Origin of the sequence: Pseudomonas sp. AF32, assembly GCF_022342325.2 — a bacterium.
GTDB classification, from domain to species: Bacteria; Pseudomonadota; Gammaproteobacteria; order Pseudomonadales; family Pseudomonadaceae; genus Aquipseudomonas; species Aquipseudomonas uvaldensis.
Map to the genome: position 1 here is coordinate 97,064 of NZ_RQJK02000007.1, position 17,086 is coordinate 114,149.

General features: G+C 61.1%; 11 protein-coding genes. 6 read left to right on the forward strand and 5 right to left on the reverse strand.

Annotation, left to right across the window (positions count from 1 at the left end):
• The 6 genes from mexE (at position 1) to EGM97_RS08965 (ending at position 10,394) form a co-directional block, all read left to right on the forward strand.
• Positions 1-1,254, forward strand: a complete 1,254-nt coding sequence (gene mexE / locus EGM97_RS08940) for a multidrug efflux RND transporter periplasmic adaptor subunit MexE (RefSeq protein ID WP_238963240.1) — start codon at positions 1-3, stop codon at positions 1,252-1,254.
• Positions 1,255-1,269: 15 nt separating this feature from the next.
• The gene (locus EGM97_RS08945) at positions 1,270-4,449 is read left to right on the forward strand and encodes an efflux RND transporter permease subunit (protein WP_238963242.1); all 3,180 of its coding nucleotides are present in this window, start codon (positions 1,270-1,272) and stop codon (positions 4,447-4,449) included.
• A complete protein-coding gene (locus EGM97_RS08950) occupies positions 4,446-5,870 on the forward strand; it encodes an efflux transporter outer membrane subunit (RefSeq protein ID WP_238963244.1) in 1,425 nt (474 codons plus the stop codon). The genes EGM97_RS08945 and EGM97_RS08950 overlap by 4 nt, the downstream gene beginning before the upstream one ends.
• Positions 5,871-6,057: 187 nt before the next feature.
• Positions 6,058-7,113: a tetratricopeptide repeat protein gene (locus EGM97_RS08955; RefSeq protein ID WP_238963246.1), complete on the forward strand. Its 1,056-nt coding sequence runs from the start codon at positions 6,058-6,060 to the stop codon at positions 7,111-7,113.
• A 111-nt stretch (positions 7,114-7,224) separates the two neighbouring features.
• Positions 7,225-8,727 (forward strand): ATPase domain-containing protein, encoded by a 1,503-nt coding sequence (locus tag EGM97_RS08960; RefSeq protein WP_238963248.1) that lies wholly within the window; start codon positions 7,225-7,227, stop codon positions 8,725-8,727.
• A complete protein-coding gene (locus tag EGM97_RS08965; RefSeq protein ID WP_238963250.1) occupies positions 8,724-10,394 on the forward strand; it encodes a response regulator in 1,671 nt (556 codons plus the stop codon). Before EGM97_RS08960 ends, EGM97_RS08965 begins: the two co-directional genes overlap by 4 nt.
• Before the next feature lie 30 nt (positions 10,395-10,424).
• Here EGM97_RS08965 and EGM97_RS08970 read toward each other — a convergent pair whose 3' ends face one another.
• The 5 genes from EGM97_RS08970 to EGM97_RS08990 are packed head-to-tail and all read right to left on the reverse strand — an operon-like array spanning position 10,425 to position 16,950.
• Entirely contained in the window at positions 10,425-10,802 is a 378-nt protein-coding gene (locus EGM97_RS08970; RefSeq protein ID WP_238963252.1) for a response regulator, read from the reverse strand.
• Entirely contained in the window at positions 10,795-12,060 is a 1,266-nt protein-coding gene (locus EGM97_RS08975; RefSeq protein WP_238963254.1) for a hybrid sensor histidine kinase/response regulator, read from the reverse strand. Before EGM97_RS08975 ends, EGM97_RS08970 begins: the two co-directional genes overlap by 8 nt.
• A 5-nt stretch (positions 12,061-12,065) precedes the next feature.
• Positions 12,066-12,653, reverse strand: coding sequence for a chemotaxis protein CheB (locus tag EGM97_RS08980; RefSeq protein WP_238963256.1), 588 nt, complete (start codon positions 12,651-12,653; stop codon positions 12,066-12,068).
• Positions 12,650-13,465, reverse strand: coding sequence for a CheR family methyltransferase (locus EGM97_RS08985; RefSeq protein ID WP_238963258.1), 816 nt, complete (start codon positions 13,463-13,465; stop codon positions 12,650-12,652). Before EGM97_RS08985 ends, EGM97_RS08980 begins: the two co-directional genes overlap by 4 nt.
• Positions 13,465-16,950: a response regulator gene (locus EGM97_RS08990; protein WP_238963260.1), complete on the reverse strand. Its 3,486-nt coding sequence runs from the start codon at positions 16,948-16,950 to the stop codon at positions 13,465-13,467. The genes EGM97_RS08985 and EGM97_RS08990 overlap by 1 nt, the downstream gene beginning before the upstream one ends.
• Between the last annotated feature and the right edge of the window lie 136 nt (positions 16,951-17,086).

Consider the following 17,086-nt stretch of genomic DNA (forward strand, 5'->3'; position numbering starts at 1 on the left):
ATGGAACATTCACTTTCAAAACTGCGCTTTCCCCTCGCACTGTTGGCGGTGCTGGTGATAAGTGCCTGTGGCAAGACTCCCGATACCGCGGCTTCCATGCCAGCTGCCAAGGTCAGTGTAGCCAAGGTACTGGAACAACCGGTCAACGAATGGGACGAGTTCACCGGGCGCCTGGAGGCACCGGAAACCGTCGAGATCCGTCCACGGGTTTCCGGCCAGATCGACGAAGTGGCCTTTACCGAAGGTGCATTGGTCAAGAAAGGCGATTTGCTGTTCCAGATCGACCCTCGCCCTTTCCAGGCCGAGGTGCGTCGTCTCGAAGCCCAGCTCGCCCAGGCCCGTGCCACCGCCACCCGTAGCGAGAACGAAGCCCAGCGTGGCGAACGCCTGCGCCAGAGCAATGCCATTTCCGCCGAGTTGGCTGATTCGCGCGCCACCGCCGCCCAGGAGGCCCGTGCCGCCGCCGCGGCCATCCAGGCGCAACTGGACCTGGCCAAGCTGAACCTGAGCTTCACCCGCGTCACCTCGCCCATCAGCGGTCGCGTCAGTCGTGCGGAAATCACCGCCGGCAACCTGGTGACCGCTGATACCACGACGCTTACCAGCGTGGTGTCCACCGACAAGGTCTACGCCTACTTCGACGCCGACGAGCGTGTCTTCCTCAAGTACACCCAACTCGCCCGCCAGGGCCAGCGCGGCCAGACCACGCCGGTCTACATGGGCCTGTCCAACGAGGACGGCAATCCGCACCTGGGCCAGATGAACTTCATCGATAACCAGGTCAATCCGCAGACCGGCACCATCCGTGGCCGCGCCGTGTTCGACAACAAGGACGGCGCCTACACCCCAGGCCTGTATGCCCGGCTGAAGCTGGTGGGCAGCGGCACCTACTCCGCCGTGTTGATCAACGACGAAGCCGTGGGCACCGACCTGGGCAAGAAATTCGTGCTGGTGCTGGACGCCGACAACAAGCCCGCGTATCGCGCCGTCGAACTGGGGCCGAAGATCGAAGGCCTGCGCATCGTGCGTAGCGGCCTGAGCAAAGACGACACCATCATCGTCAAGGGGCTGCAACGGGCGCGTCCAGGTGCACCGGTAACCCCTGAAACCGTGCCGATGGCCAGCGAAGAAACCCTCGCGGCCCTGGCCCAACAACGCAAAGCACTCGAAGCCAGCAACCTGCCCCAAGTCGCGCCTTCCAAGGCGACAAACGGAGCGGCGGGCAAACTGGCCGCTGCGACCCCACGCGGTTAAGGGACTGAATCCAAGATGAAATTTTCCCAGTTCTTCATTTCACGGCCGATCTTCGCAGCGGTGCTGTCGTTGCTGATCCTGATCGCCGGCGCTATCTCGCTGTTCCAATTGCCGATCAGCGAATACCCGGAAGTCGTGCCGCCGACCGTGGTCGTGCGTGCCAACTTCCCCGGCGCCAACCCCAAGGTCATTGGCGAAACCGTGGCCGCGCCCCTGGAGCAGGCCATCACCGGTGTCGAGAACATGCTGTACATGTCCTCGCAGTCCACCGCCGACGGCAAGATCACCTTGACCATCACCTTTGCCCTGGGCACCGACCTGGACAACGCCCAGGTGCAGGTGCAGAACCGCGTCACCCGGACCGAGCCCAAGCTGCCGGAAGAAGTGACCCGGATCGGGATCACGGTGGACAAGGCCTCGCCCGACCTGACCATGGTCGTGCACTTGACCTCGCCGGACAAACGCTACGACATGCTCTACCTGTCCAACTACGCCCTGCTCAACATCAAGGATGAGCTGGCGCGCCTGGGTGGCGTGGGTGATGTACAGCTGTTCGGCATGGGCGACTACTCCCTGCGGGTCTGGCTGGATCCGAACAAGACCGCCTCGCGCAACCTGACCGCCACCGACGTGGTCAACGCGATCCGCGAACAGAACCGCCAAGTCGCCGCCGGTGCCCTGGGCGCGCCGCCTGCGCCGAGTGCCCAGGCCTTCCAGCTCTCGATCAACACCCAGGGTCGCCTGGTCAATGAAGAAGAGTTCGAGAACATCATCATCCGCTCCGGTGCCAACGGTGAGATCACGCGCCTGAAAGACATCGCGCGGGTCGAGCTGGGCTCCAGTCAATACGCCCTGCGCTCGCTGCTGGACAACCAGCCGGCGGTGGCGATCCCGATCTTCCAGCGCCCAGGCTCCAACGCCATTCAGATCTCCAACGACGTTCGCGCCAAGATGGAGGAACTGAAGAAGGGCTTCCCGGCCGGCATGGACTACAGCATCGTCTATGACCCGACGATCTTCGTGCGCGGCTCCATCGAAGCGGTGGTCCATACCCTGTTCGAAGCGCTGATCCTTGTCGTGCTGGTGGTGATCCTGTTCCTGCAAACCTGGCGCGCCTCGATCATCCCGCTGGTCGCCGTACCGGTGTCGTTGATCGGTACGTTTGCCGTGATGCACTTGTTTGGCTTCTCGCTCAATGCCCTGTCGCTATTCGGCCTGGTATTGGCGATCGGTATCGTGGTGGACGACGCCATCGTGGTGGTGGAGAACGTCGAGCGCAACATCGAGCTGGGACTGGCCCCGGTGGAAGCGACCAAAAAGGCGATGGGCGAAGTGACCGGGCCGATCATCGCCACCGCTCTGGTGCTGTGCGCCGTGTTCGTACCGGCGGCATTCATCAGCGGCCTGACCGGGCAGTTCTACAAACAGTTTGCGTTGACCATCGCGATTTCCACCGTGATCTCGGCGATCAACTCCCTGACGCTGTCGCCTGCGCTGGCTGCCGTATTGCTCAAAGGCCATGATGCGCCCAAGGATCGTTTCTCGCGCTTCCTGGACCGGATCCTCGGTGGCTGGCTGTTCCGTCCGTTCAACCGCTTCTTCGAACGTGCCAGCCATGGCTATGTAGGCACGGTTGCCCGCGTAATCCGCAGCAGCGGCATCGCTCTGTTCGTCTACGCCGGCCTGATGGTGCTGACGTTCTTCGGCTTCTCGACCACGCCGACCGGCTTCGTGCCCGGCCAGGACAAACAATACCTGGTGGCCTTCGCCCAACTGCCGGACGCCGCGAGCCTGGACCGCACCGAAGACGTGATCAAGCGCATGTCCGACCTGGCCCTCAAGCAACCCGGCGTGGAAAGCGCCGTGGCCTTCCCAGGCCTGTCGATCAACGGTTTCACCAACAGCCCGAACGCCGGCATCGTGTTCGTGACCCTCAAGCCCTTCGATGAACGCAAGGACCCGAGCCAGTCGGCCGGTGCCATCGCTGGCGCCTTGAACGGCCAGTACTCGGAAATCCAGGAAGCTTACATGGCGATCTTCCCACCGCCGCCGGTACAGGGCCTGGGGACCATCGGTGGTTTCCGCCTGCAAATCGAAGACCGGGGCAACCTGGGCTACGACGAGCTGTACAAAGAAACCATGAATATCATCACCAAGAGCCGCAGCGTGCCGGAACTGGCCGGGTTGTTCACCAGCTACACCGTGAACGTGCCTCAGGTCGATGCCGCCATCGACCGTGAAAAAGCCAAGACCCACGGCGTGGCCGTCAGCGATATCTTCGACACCCTGCAGGTCTACCTGGGCTCGCTGTATGCCAACGACTTCAACCGCTTTGGCCGAACCTACCAGGTCAACGTCCAGGCCGAGCAACAGTTCCGTCTCGAATCTGACCAGATCGGCCAGCTCAAGGTGCGTAACAACCGTGGCGAAATGATCCCGCTGGCGACCTTCCTCAAGGTCAGTGACACCTCGGGCCCGGATCGCGTGATGCACTACAACGGCTTCATCACCGCCGAGATCAACGGTGCCGCCGCACCTGGCTACAGCTCCGGCCAGGCCGAAAAAGCCATCGAGAAACTGCTCAAGGAAGAACTGCCCAACGGCATGACCTACGAGTGGACCGACCTGACTTACCAGCAGATTCTCTCGGGCAACACTGCACTGTTCGTATTCCCGCTCTGCGTACTGCTGGCGTTCCTGGTACTCGCAGCGCAATACGAAAGCTGGAGCCTGCCGCTGGCAGTGATCCTGATCGTACCGATGACCCTGCTGTCGGCCATTACCGGGGTGATTCTGTCGGGTGGCGACAACAACATCTTTACTCAGATCGGCTTGATCGTACTGGTGGGGCTTGCCTGTAAGAACGCGATTCTGATCGTCGAGTTCGCCAAGGACAAACAGCTGGAAGGCATGAATCCGCTCGCTGCGGTCCTGGAAGCCTGCCGCCTGCGTCTGCGGCCGATCCTGATGACGTCCTTCGCGTTCATCATGGGCGTGGTGCCCCTGGTGTTCTCCAGCGGTGCCGGTGCCGAAATGCGCCACGCCATGGGTGTCGCGGTGTTTTCCGGGATGCTCGGGGTGACCTTCTTCGGCTTGCTGTTGACCCCGGTGTTCTACGTACTGATCCGCAACTTCGTCGAGCGCAGCGAGGCCCGCAAGGCGGCCCGGGCTTTGAAACTGGAGACACAGCAATGAGTTTGAAAGTGTTCATGCCGAGCTTGCTGGTCCTGGCGCTGAGCGCCTGCGCCGTCGGCCCGGACTACAAGGCACCGCAGACGGAGGCGGCGAATATCACCACCGCCACCGACGGCGCCGCCGGCCAGAAGAACTTCGACCGGGCCCGTTTCGAAGGCATCTGGTGGCAGCAATTCGACGACCCGACGCTCAATGCACTGGTCACCCGATCGCTGGAAGGCAACCGCGAGTTGCGCGTCGCCTTCGCCCGCCTGCGGGCGGCCCGGGCGATTCGCGATGACGCCAGCAATGACGCCATGCCGACCATCACCAGCCGTGCCAGCAGCAACCTGGGCAAAGGCCAGAATCCGATGGGACAGACCGACGAGCGGGTCAATACCGAGCGCTATGACCTGGGCCTGGACATGGCCTGGGAACTGGACCTGTTCGGACGCATCCAGCGCAACCTGGAGGCCACCGATGCCGACCAGCAGGCCGCCGAAGCCGACCTCTATCAGCTTCAGGTGACCCTGATTGCCGAGCTGGTAGATGCCTACGGTCAACTGCGCGGCGCCCAGCTGCGGGAGAAAATCGCCCTGGCGAACCTTGAGAACCAGCAGGCGTCACGCAAGATCACCGAAAGCCTGCGCGATGCCGGTGTCGGCGATCAACTCGACGTGGTGCGCGCCGATGCACGCCTGGCCTCGGTGGAAGCCAGCGTGCCGCAATTGCAAGCCGAACAGGTGCGCCAGCGCAACCGTATCGCCACCTTGCTTGGCGAGCGCCCGGACAAGCTGAGCGTGGACCTGAGCCCCAAAGCACTGCCGGCCATCGCCAAGGCCCTGCCCATTGGCGATCCGGGCGAACTGCTGCAACGGCGTCCGGATATCCTTAGTGCCGAACGGCAATTGGCGGCCGCCACGGCGCGCATCGGCGTCGCAAAGGCCGACCTGTTCCCGCGGGTCAGCCTGAGTGGTTTCCTCGGTTTCACCGCCGGCCGTGGCTCGCAGATCGGCTCCTCAGCGGCCAACGCCTGGGCGCTGGGCCCGAGCATTACCTGGGCAGCCTTTGACCTGGGCAGCGTTCGGGCCCGCCTGCGCGGCGCCAACGCCGAGGCTGAAGGCGCCCTGGCGACCTACGAACAGCAAGTGCTGCTGGCCCTGGAGGAATCGGAAAACGCCTTCAGCGACTACGGCAAGCGCCAGCAACGCCTGATCTCGCTGATCCGCCAGAGCGAATCGAGCCGCGCCGCCGCTGACCTTGCCGAGATCCGCTACCGCGAAGGCACCGTGGACTTTCTCGTGCTACTCGACGCCCAGCGTGAACGCCTGGCCGCCGAAGACACTCAGGCCCAGGCCGAAGTGGACCTGTATCGCGGCATCGTAGCGATCTACAAGGCCCTGGGCGGAGGCTGGCAGCCGGAGACCGTCGCCAGCAACTGACCGCCCCGCACCCGAGCTCCTTTGGTTGGCCGCAACCAACCAAATTCCTTGCCCCGCGCCTCATTCGGACGCGGGGCTTTTTTTGCCTGCCTGCACAGGCCAGTGCAAATGCCACAGGGTTTGACTCACGCCCCGGCCTGACCGAAGCTTGCAGGATTTTCACGCCATCTGGTTATGGATTTCCTGCATGCCCTCGCCTCGCCGCTATCTGCTCCTCTGTCTGTCCGTCCTGATCGTGATCGGTCTTGTCGCGGTGTGGTTGCGCAGTACCACGCCGCAGATCCCCGAAGCCATCAAGCGTGGCTACAGCGAAGCCCTGGAATATGCACGCAACGGGCAGCCTGGGGCGGCGCGGATGCTCTATCAACAGCTGGGACGCCCCGATCTCTCGCCCAAGCGCCGGGTATGGCTGCACGCCGAACTGCCCAATTACCCGAGCCCACAGGCCCTGAAGCTGGCGGATGCAGACCTGCACAGCGAATCGGCGGATGTGCGTCGGGCAGCCATTGGCAGCATCGTCGGACTGGTACCGGCCAACCAGCGCAGCCTGTTGTTGGGGCCGCTGCTCGACGATGATGAGTCGAGCGTCCGGTTTGCTGCCGTGAACGCACTCCTGGGCCTGTCCCCGGACGACCTTGGCCTGTATTTCGGGGCTATGCAACTGGCGGTAGATACCTGGAAACAGGTGCTGGGGGACGGTCCGCAAACCGCCGAGTCCTTGTGCCAACTCGCCCGGCTGCACCTGCACAACGCCGAGCTGAAAAAAGCCCAACAAGCCCTTGAGCAGGCCCTGCGCCTGCAACCGGACAATCTGCCGGCCGTGGTCCTGCAGATTGAAGTCCAGGACAAACAGGGCCAGGGCGAGGCCGCACGACAATTACTCGCCCGACAGTTGCAAACCCAGCCAGCGTCGGCTTATCTGCAACATGCGCTGGGTATGTGGCTGCTGCAACATGGCCAGAGCGAATACGCAGTACTTGGCCTGGCAAAAGCCGTCGAACTGGAGCCCGAGAACCGTCAGTACCGTTATGACCTGGCAACGACCCTGCACGCCGAGCAAGAACTGGAAGCGGCGCAGAGGCAGTTGCAGGAAATCGTCCAGCGCTATCCGGCTGACCGCAAGGCCAGGGTGTTGCTGATCAACTACTGGAAGGAGACCGGACAGTTGCAGAATGTGCAGATTCTGTTGGCGAAACTCGAGCAGTTGAACCCGGACGATCCGGCGCTGCAGCAAGGCCTGTAGCCGCTACGCAACTGTGCAGCCGAGCACGTTTTGCAGGACAAAGCGGAACCGCCATCACCACCAAAGGTCAAGTATTCAGACATCGAATTCTTTAGCCATGAGGGGCTATATTTGTCCACATCCAATGAGTTGATCGACGCAAAAGCCGCCACCGGTATCGAAGGGCTGGACGACATCCTGTCCGGTGGCTTGTCCCGCGGCCATGTGTTCCTGCTGGAAGGGGAACCCGGGACCGGCAAGACCACGGTCGCGTTGCAATTCCTTCTGGCCGGCGCTCAGGCGGGTGAATGCACCTTGTACATCACGTTGTCGGAAACCGAGCGTGAACTGCGCCAGGGCGCGGCATCCCACGGCTGGACGCTGGGCGACAATATCCATATTTACGAACTGACACCCGCCGAAGACCTGCTCAATGCCGAACACCAGCAAAGCCTGCTGTATTCCTCGGACCTTGAGTTGGGCGAAGCGACGCGACAGATTTTCGAAGTGGTCGAGCGCGTCAAGCCGACCCGAGTGGTGCTCGACAGCCTCTCGGAAATCCGTCTGCTGGCCCAAAGCTCCCTGCGCTATCGCCGCCAGATTCTCGCCATCAAGCATTACTTCGTGCGGTATGACGCCACCGTGCTGCTCCTGGACGACCTGACCACCGAGTCCCTGGACAAGACCGTGCACAGCGTTGCCCATGGGGTGATCCGCCTTGAAGAACTCACGCCCGACTATGGCGCCGAACGCCGGCGTGTGCGGGTGATCAAGTACCGTGGGCAGAAATATCGCGGCGGGTTCCATGACTTCACCATCATGGCCGACGGACTGCATGTGTTTCCCCGCCTGGTGGCCGCCGAGCACCGCAGTGGGTTTGCGAGGGATCAGCTCTCCAGCGGGATAGAAGGACTGGATGCGCTATTGGGCGGCGGTATCGAGACAGGCTCCAGCACCCTGATCCTTGGCCCGGCCGGCACCGGCAAGTCGCTGATTTCCATGGTTTTTGCAATAGCCGCCGTACGCCGCGGGGAAAAAGCGGCGCTGTTTGTATTCGATGAAGAACTGGGCTTGTTGTTCGAGCGCATGAAAAAACTCGGCATTGACTTGGAGGCACTGAGCAGCACCGGTGACCTGCTGGTCGAACAAGTCGACGCCGCCGAACTGTCTCCCGGCGAGTTCTCGCACCGGGTGCGCCGTTGCGTCGACGAAGTTGGCATCAAGACGGTGGTAATCGACAGTATCAACGGTTACCAGGCCGCCATGCCGGAAGAAAATGCCCTGGTATTGCACATGCATGAGCTGCTGCTCTACCTCAACCGCAAGGGCACCGCGACCTTCATGACCGTCGCCCAGCACAGCCTGGTAGGTGACATGCAAGCGCCGGTGGACATCACCTATCTGGCTGACACCGTCGTTCTGCTGCGTTACTTCGAGGCCCTGGGCCAGGTCCGGCGTGCGATATCGATCATCAAGAAACGCACCGGCACCCATGAATCCACCATTCGCGAGTACCGCATCAGCGGCCAGGGGCTGACCATTGGCGATCCACTGGACGCTTTCCAAGGCGTATTGCGCGGGGTTCCGACCTATCTGGGCGAAAGCAACCCGCTGCTCGGAGATGTTCTACAGTGACGTCGGCCGAGCCCTTGTCCGAACGGACTCTGATTCTTGCACCGTTGGGACGGGACAGCCAGGTCGCCCTGAATATTCTCGATGAGGCCAGACTTCCGGGCCTCATCTGTCAGCACCTGGCCCATTTGTGCGAAGAATTGGAGCGTGGGGCCGGCCTGTTGGTCATGTCGACCGAGGCCCTGGTAGGGCCCGACCTGGAAACCCTCTTTCACCAGATCGAGCAACAGCCGGCCTGGTCCGACTTGCCCATCGTATTGCTGACCCACCATGGCGGCCCGGAACGGAACCCGGCGGCGCGCTATGGCTCGCAATTGGGCAACGTCACCTTCCTGGAGCGTCCCTTTCATCCGGTCACCCTGATCAGCCTGGTCACCACTGCCCTGCGCGGTCGTCGAAGGCAATACGAAGCCCGGGACCGCCTGATCGATCTCAGCAACAGCGAATTGCGCCTGCAAAATACCCTCGAAACCCTCGAACAACAGGTAGAAGAACGCACCGCCCAACTGCGCCACAACGAAGAAGCCCTGCGCCAATCCCAGAAGATGGAAGCGGTCGGCCAGCTCACCGGCGGCATCGCCCATGACTTCAACAACATGCTCACCGGCATCATCGGCAGCCTGGAATTGCTGCGCCGGCGCCTGGCGCGCGGTCGTACCGAAGACCTGGACAGCCTGATTGACCTCGGTGTGACCTCCGCCAACCGCGCCGCCGGCCTGACCCATCGCTTGCTGGCTTTCTCGCGCCGACAATCGCTGGACTCCAAGGCCGTGCAGATGAACACCCTCGTGCTGTCCATGGGGGAACTGTTGCAACGCAGTCTCAACGAAAGCATCCGGCTCGATATGCAACTGGACGATCAACTGTGGATCGCCGAAGCCGACCCCAACCAACTGGAAAGCGCCCTGCTCAACCTGGTACTCAACGCCCGGGATGCGATGCCCGATGGCGGGAAACTCGTGGTGCAGACCTTCAACCAATATCTGGATAGCGGATTCACCGACACCTACACCAACCTCGAACCCGGCGACTATGTGGTACTGAGCGTGCAGGACACCGGTTGCGGCATGCCGGAAGCCGTCGTCAGTCGCGCCTTCGACCCCTTTTTCACCACCAAACCCATCGGCCAGGGAACAGGGCTGGGCTTGTCGATGATCTACGGATTCAGCAAGCAGTCCCACGGCCACGTGACCATCGACAGCGTTGTCGGCCAAGGCACCACGGTCAATCTGTATCTGCCGCGCTTCCATGGTGAAGCAGTGCATGAACCTACCGTCGATAACCGGCACCCCCCCCATGCACAGGAGGGCGAGACCGTGTTGATCGTCGAAGACGATCCCGCGGTACGGGTGTTGGTCAGCGCGGTGCTGAGCGAGTTGGGTTATGCCTTCCTCGAAGCCGCCGACGCCAACAGCGCGATCCCGATCCTGCAATCGGATCAACGCATCGATCTGTTGGTCAGCGACGTGGGGCTGCCCGGCATGAACGGCCGGCAACTGGCGGAAATCGGAAGGCAGTTGCGCCCCGATCTGCGGGTGCTGTTCATCACCGGCTACGCCGAACACGCCGCTGTACGCGGTGGCTTCCTGGACCCGGGCATGCAGATGATCACCAAGCCGTTCACGTTCGACTTACTGACGGCCAAGGTGCGGGAAATGATCCGGGCCTGAACATTCCTAGCCTGCCGACAATTCAGGAAATCAGGACAACATTGTCCGCATGATGCCCTGCAATTCATCCAGTTTGAACGGCTTGCCCAGGATCGGCGCCGTTCGGGTGATCGGGCTGTCGGTTTCCTTAATCTCCGCGGCGTACCCGCTGATGAAGATCACTTTCAGGTCGGGGCGCAACCTGACCGCCGGCTCTGCAATCTGCACCCCGGAAATACCGCCCGGCAAACGAAAATCAGTAATCATCATGTCCAGGTGGGGTTTGCTTGCCAGGATCTCGAATGCCTTCTCGCCGTTCTCGGCCTCCAGCACCCGATACCCTTCGCCCGACAGGTAAGCGGACAACACCGTCATGACCGAGGGGTCGTCCTCGACGATCAATACAACATCTTGCGCATCTTCACTCATGAGAAGCCTTTGTTCGATCAATAGCTGCTGATACGACCATAGGGTCACCCGGAGGTTGCGTCGGGCCGACGGTTTTCTGCAAAGGCAGACACACGCGAAACAAGGCCCCTTCGTTGATGCGACTGTGGACGGTAATGGTGCCTCCGTGGGCGGTCACGATCTGTTCGGAAATGAACAACCCCAACCCCAGGCCGGAGGAAACCGCCTTGGATGACACCCGCTCGAACTGTTGGAAGATGCGCCTCTGGTTCTCTTCGCTGATGCCTATGCCATGGTCCTGGACTTCGATGCACGCGTGGCCGGGCGTCTTGTACACCCGCACGTCGATAGGGCTCTTGCCGCCATAGCGCAACGCGTTGGTCAGCAGGTTCGACACCACCTGTTCGATCCGGAATTCATCCCAGTGCCCCTCCACCGAGGGCTCGGCGGTAAAGGTCAACGCGCATTCGGCCGCCACGATCTGCGGCTGGAAATTGCGCAACAGGTTCTCCACCAGCGTGGTCAGGTTGAAGCGGCTCGGACGGATAGACAGTTTGCCGGTGCGAATCCGCGACACGTCCAGCATGTCTTCGATCAAGCGGATCAAACTCTTGATCTGGCGCTCATCGCGCTCGACCATCGCCCGCACCTTGTCCAGGCTGAACGCGGCGGCATTATCCCGGGCCAGGTGCATCTTTCGCAGCTGGGTTTCAAGGATCAGGCCGTTGAGGGGCGTTCGCACCTCATGGGCGACGATCGACATGAAATCGTCACGCATGCGCACCGCCTGTTCGAGTTCGCTGCGAGCGGCCTGCAACTGTTGCAGCAGCACCTCCTGCTCCCGGCGACTCTGTTCCAGAGCGACCACCTGCTCTTTCACCGCCTTCTTTTGGCGATAGAGCTCAACGAACACGTTGACCTTGCTCCTGACCGCGTGGGTGTCCAACGGCTTGTGCAGGAAATCCACCGCACCGTTTTCATAACCGGTGAAGGCATAGTTGCGTTCACGCCCGGCGGCGCTGACGAAAATGATCGGGATGCTGCGGGTTTTCTCGGTGCCGCGCATCAGCTCGGCGAGCTCGAAGCCGTTCATTTCCGGCATCTGCACATCAATGATCGCCAGGGCGAATTCATGTTGCAGCAGCAGCGACAACGCCTGGTCAGCCGACAGCGCCTTGAAGACCTTGCGGTCAGCGCCTTGAATCAGCGCCTCCAGTGCCAACAGATTTTCCGGCAGATCGTCGACGATCAGCAGTTTGGCTTGAATCTCTTGTGGCATGTCGTTCATTCCAACCCGGCCAGCAAATGGCTGATGCCTTGTAAAGTGAGGATATGGTCCGGCTCGTGCAGCGCCAGCGCCGCTTCGGGCATGGTCGAAACCTGGGCTTCGTCGGGATCCTGGACAACCGTGATCCCCCCCAACGCCTTGACCCTGGCCAGGCCACGGGCACCGTCGTCATTGGCGCCAGTCAACAACACCGCCAGCAGGTTCGGCCCATAGACGTCCGCGGCGGACTCGAACAGGATGTCGATGGAGGGGCGGGAATGATGTACCGGTTCCTCCAGGCTCAACGACAGACTTCGATCGGCCTCGACCGACAAGTGATAACCGGGCGTGGCAAAGTACAGCGTGCCGGGCTGGATGTCCTGCTTGTCCCGCGCCTCCTCCACCGGTATCGCCAAGCGATGGCCGAAGACCCCGGCCAGTTGGCTGTCGCGCTCGTCGGGCAGGTGCAGAACGACCAGCACAGGCAGGCTGAACCTCTTGCGCAACTGCCCGAACACCCTGAGCAGCGCGTCGACTCCGCCGGCGGACGCGCCGACGACAATGGCCTCTACCCGCGGCCTGGGTCCGTCCGTCGTCTGGTTCATAACTTGCGATAGATCCGTTCCTGTTTGACCAGCGGTTCGAATTGATTGCCGTATGAAGAGAAATCCAGGGTTTCCTTGCTGCCCAGCACCAGAAACCCTCGATGACTGAGCGATTCATGGAATAACCCGATGGCGCGATCTTGCAGTTTTTTATTGAAATATATCAATACGTTACGACAAGAAATTAATTGAGTTTCAGAAAAAACGCTGTCCGTTGCCAGGCTGTGATCGGCAAAGGTCACGTTCTGGCACAGGGTCTTGTCGAACATGGCGTAATCGTAAGCGGCGGTGTAATAGTCGGCAAACGACCGTCGCCCACCGGCCCGCTGGTAATTCTGGGTATAGGCCCTGACGTTTTCCAGGGAGAAAATGCCCTGCTTGGCTTTCTCCAGCGACCTGGGGTTGATGTCGGTGGCATAAATGAACGTGCGGTCCAGCAGGCCTTCCTCCCGCAACAGGATCGCCATGGAATAGACCTCTTCCCCGGTGCTGCAACCGGCGATCCAGATCTTGATCGACGGATAGGTTCTGAGCAAGGGAACGACTTCTTCGCGGATCGCCAGGAAATGCGACGGGTCGCGGAACATCTCACTGACAGGAATCGTCAGCAGCTGCAATAACTGCATAAACATGCCCGGATCGTGCAATACGCGCTCCTGGAGCGCGGAAATCGTCCGGCATTCGAACTGGCTCAATGCGTGCAGGACCCGGCGCTTGATGGAAGCGCCGGAATAATCCCGAAAATCGTAGCTGTACTTGAGGTAAATCGCTTCGATCAGTAAACGAAGTTCAATGTCAGTGTCACGTTCCACTAAATTCTTTCCATATTCGGCAACCACACGCGAATCAGTGAAAACAGACGATCCAGGTCGATCGGCTTGGCCAGGTAATCATTGGAACCCGCCGCCAGGCAGCGCTCCTGATCGTCCTTCATGGCCTTGGCCGTCACCGCAATGATGGGCAACTTGCGCCAGCGCGGGTCCTTGCGGATCAACGCAGTGGCTTCGAAACCGTCCATTTCCGGCATCATCACATCCATCAGCACCAGGTCGATGTCGTCGTTCTCATTCAAGCGCTCGATCGCCTCGAAGCCGTTACGGCCGATGACCACGATTGCGCCTTTTGCCTCCAGGGCGCTGGTCAGTGCGAAAATGTTGCGCACATCGTCGTCCACCAGCAGCACCTTGCGTCCTTCGAATACCTTGTCGCGGCTACGGGCAGCCTTGAGCATCCGTTGACGTTCATGGGACAACCGGGATTCGACTTTGTGCAAAAAGAGTGTGACCTCGTCCAGCAGCCGCTCCGGAGAGCGGGCGCCCTTGATGATGATCGAGCGCGAGTATTTGCGCAGCTCGGCCTCTTCATCGCGCGTCAGGTTGCGCCCGGTGTAGACAATCACCGGCGGGAACGAACAGATTTCCTCCGCTGACATGCGCTTGAGCAAATCGTTGCCGAGCATGTCCGGCAGCTTGAGGTCGATGATCATGCAGTCGTAGACGTTGTCCCGCAGCAGGTCCAGGGCCTGCTGCGCAAAGCCCACCGCAGTGATCTCGATGTCATCGTCGCCGATCAGCCGGGTGATGCTGTCGCGCTGCAAGTCATCGTCTTCCACCAGCAGGACGCGTTTGACCTTCTGGGTCAGCTTGGCTTCCAGGCGGGCGAACACGTCCTTGAGCTCTTCACGGGTGGTCGGCTTGACCGCATAGCCGATGGCGCCCATGTGCAGCGCCGCCTCGACGCGGTCCTCGACGGAAATCACATGCACCGGAATGTGCCGCGTCTCGGGCTGTTCCTTGAGCCGCTGCAACACGGTCAGGCCGGAATGATCGGGCAGGCGCATGTCCAGCAGGATCGCATCGGGTTTGAGGCGGGAAGCCAGGTCGAAGCCTTCGTCGGCAGCGTGCGCCACCAGGCACTGATAGCCCAGTTCATGGGCCAGGTCGAACAGGATCCGGGCGAATTTGGGTTCGTCTTCAATCACCAGGATGCAGCGGGTGTCGAAGGGGGCCTTGTCCCTGTCGTCGGCGAAGCGGGCCACAGTGTCCACATCGGCGATCACGGGCGCGGGAGCCGGCGCCGGCACATAGGACGCCGGAGCGGGTAATGTCGCCGTAGGGGTGAATGTCCTGGGTTCTACCGGTGCGTTCCCCGGCTCGACATAGCGCTCGGGCAAGACCAGCGTGAACACGCTGCCCTGCCCCGGTTCGCTGGAAACAGAGATCGAGCCACCCAGCAACGTGGCCAGATCCCGGGAGATCGACAACCCCAGGCCGGTGCCCCCGTAACGACGGTTGGTGGTGCCGTCCGCCTGGCGGAACGCCTCGAAGATGATCTGCTGTTGTTCGGCGGAAATACCGATGCCCGAGTCCCGCACCATGAACGCGATGCCGGAGCCCGGCTGGCCGGCCACCGACAGGCAGACCGTACCCTGTTCGGTAAATTTCACCGCATTGGACAGCAGGTTCTTGAGCACCTGCTCCAGGCGCTGGCGGTCGGTGTACAACATGGTGGGCGCGTCCGGCAGCAACTGCACTTCGAAACCAAGGCCCTTATCGGCCGCCAGGGGTTTGAACATATCGCGCAAGCCTTCCACCAGGCGCGGCACGCTGGTGTTCTCCGGCCGGACTTCCAACTTGCCGGCCTCGACCTTGGAAATATCGAGAATATCGTTGATCAGGTTCAGCAGATCATTGCCGGCCGAGTAGATCGACTCGGCAAACTTGACCTGCTCCTCGCTGAGATTCTTCTGAGGATTTTCCGCCAGCAACTTGGACAGGATCAATGAACTGTTGAGCGGCGTACGCAACTCGTGGGACATGTTGGCAAGGAACTCGGACTTGTATTTGCTCGATCGCTGCAACTCTTCGGCACGTTCCTGCAACTGCAACTGGGCCAGGTTCAGTTCGGTGTTCTTCTGATCCATGGCGTCGCGTTGCTCGGCCAGTTGTTCGTTGGTCTGCTCCAGTTCCTGTTGCTGGACTTCCAGATGCGCCTGGGACTCCTTGAGGATGCGCGACTGTTCTTCCAACTCTTCGTTGGCCGTCTTGAGCTCCTCCTGCTGGACTTGCAACTCCTCGTTCAGTTGCTGGGTTTCGGCGAGCACTTCCTGCAAACGTTGACGGTAGCGAGCAGCCTCTATGGACGTACCGATGTTGCCGGCGACCCGCTCAAGCAGCTCGAGATCGCGGTCGGTCAAGGGACGCAGGAAGCCCAGTTCGACGACACCATTGATCCGGCCGTCGTCGCTGGTGGGAACCACCACTACGCTGTTGGGCGCCCCGCTTCCCAGCCCCGAACTGACCCTCAGGTAATCGGCGGGCACCTCGTCCAGGCGGATCAGTCGCCCTTGTTGCACGGCCTGGCCGACAATGCCTTCACCGGCAACGATAACCTGCTCCCTTTCATCGTCCTCTCGGGACATGCCATAAGTGGCGACACGCTTGAGCGTACCGTTTTCCTCACGCGCATAAAGCGCGGCAACGGCTGTGTCCAGGTACCTGGCGCAGAACTGCAGGATGTTGCGCCCCAGCAGGTTCAGGCTCAGTTGTCCCAGGACCTGCTCGGCCAGTTGAGTCTGCCCCGTGCGCAGCCAGGCCTGTTTTTCCAGATGTAGGGCACTCTGCTGCTGGATCTTGAGACTGGCGCTGTAACTGCTGGACAGCCCCAACAGATCCCGCCGACCGATATAGGCCAGCAATCCGCTGATTGCGGCAACGAACATCAGGTACAGGGTAATGCTCCACAGCGTCGTGGTGCGCACCTTCTCGTTGCGCGCCGCGTGCAGTTGCTGTTCGGTATCGACGATGTCCTCGAAGGTCTTGCGGATCTCATCCGTCAGGCGCTTGCCCCGCCCGGCCTTCACCGCGCCACGGTAATCGCCACTGCTGCGTTGCAGGTCGATCATGCTCTGGGCGTAGTTCGCCCATTCGACCTGAAGCGCCTGTATTTTGTGTATGCGGTCAGTCTGGACAGGGTTATCGGCTGTCAATTCCAACAATGTATCCAGCGCAACGGCAATGCGCGGCTTGGCCACTTCGTAGGGATCGAGAAAATGCTCGTCACCGCTCAAGAGGTAGCCACGCATGCCGGTTTCGAGGTCAACGCTCAGTTTCAGCGCTTCGTTGGCATTATTGATCACCCGGTCGGTATGCCCGACCCATTGGATCACCGACAGCAGGTAAGTGATCAACACGATGAAAAACACCGCACTGAGGGCACCCACGCCCAGTGGCAGACTGATGTTGCGGATCAGCAGCTTGCGGAAACTTTGCTCGTCAACCGAAGACGAAGGAGTCATGAGAAGGACCTTGGCGAACAGTTGAAAACCATGGAGTGTGCCCGAAAATGACGGGTTGGATCCACATTTCTGACGAGTCAAGGCTGTATTCCCCGACGGCGGCCAGCCAGTAGCAAGGAAGCGACTATCCTTGTCA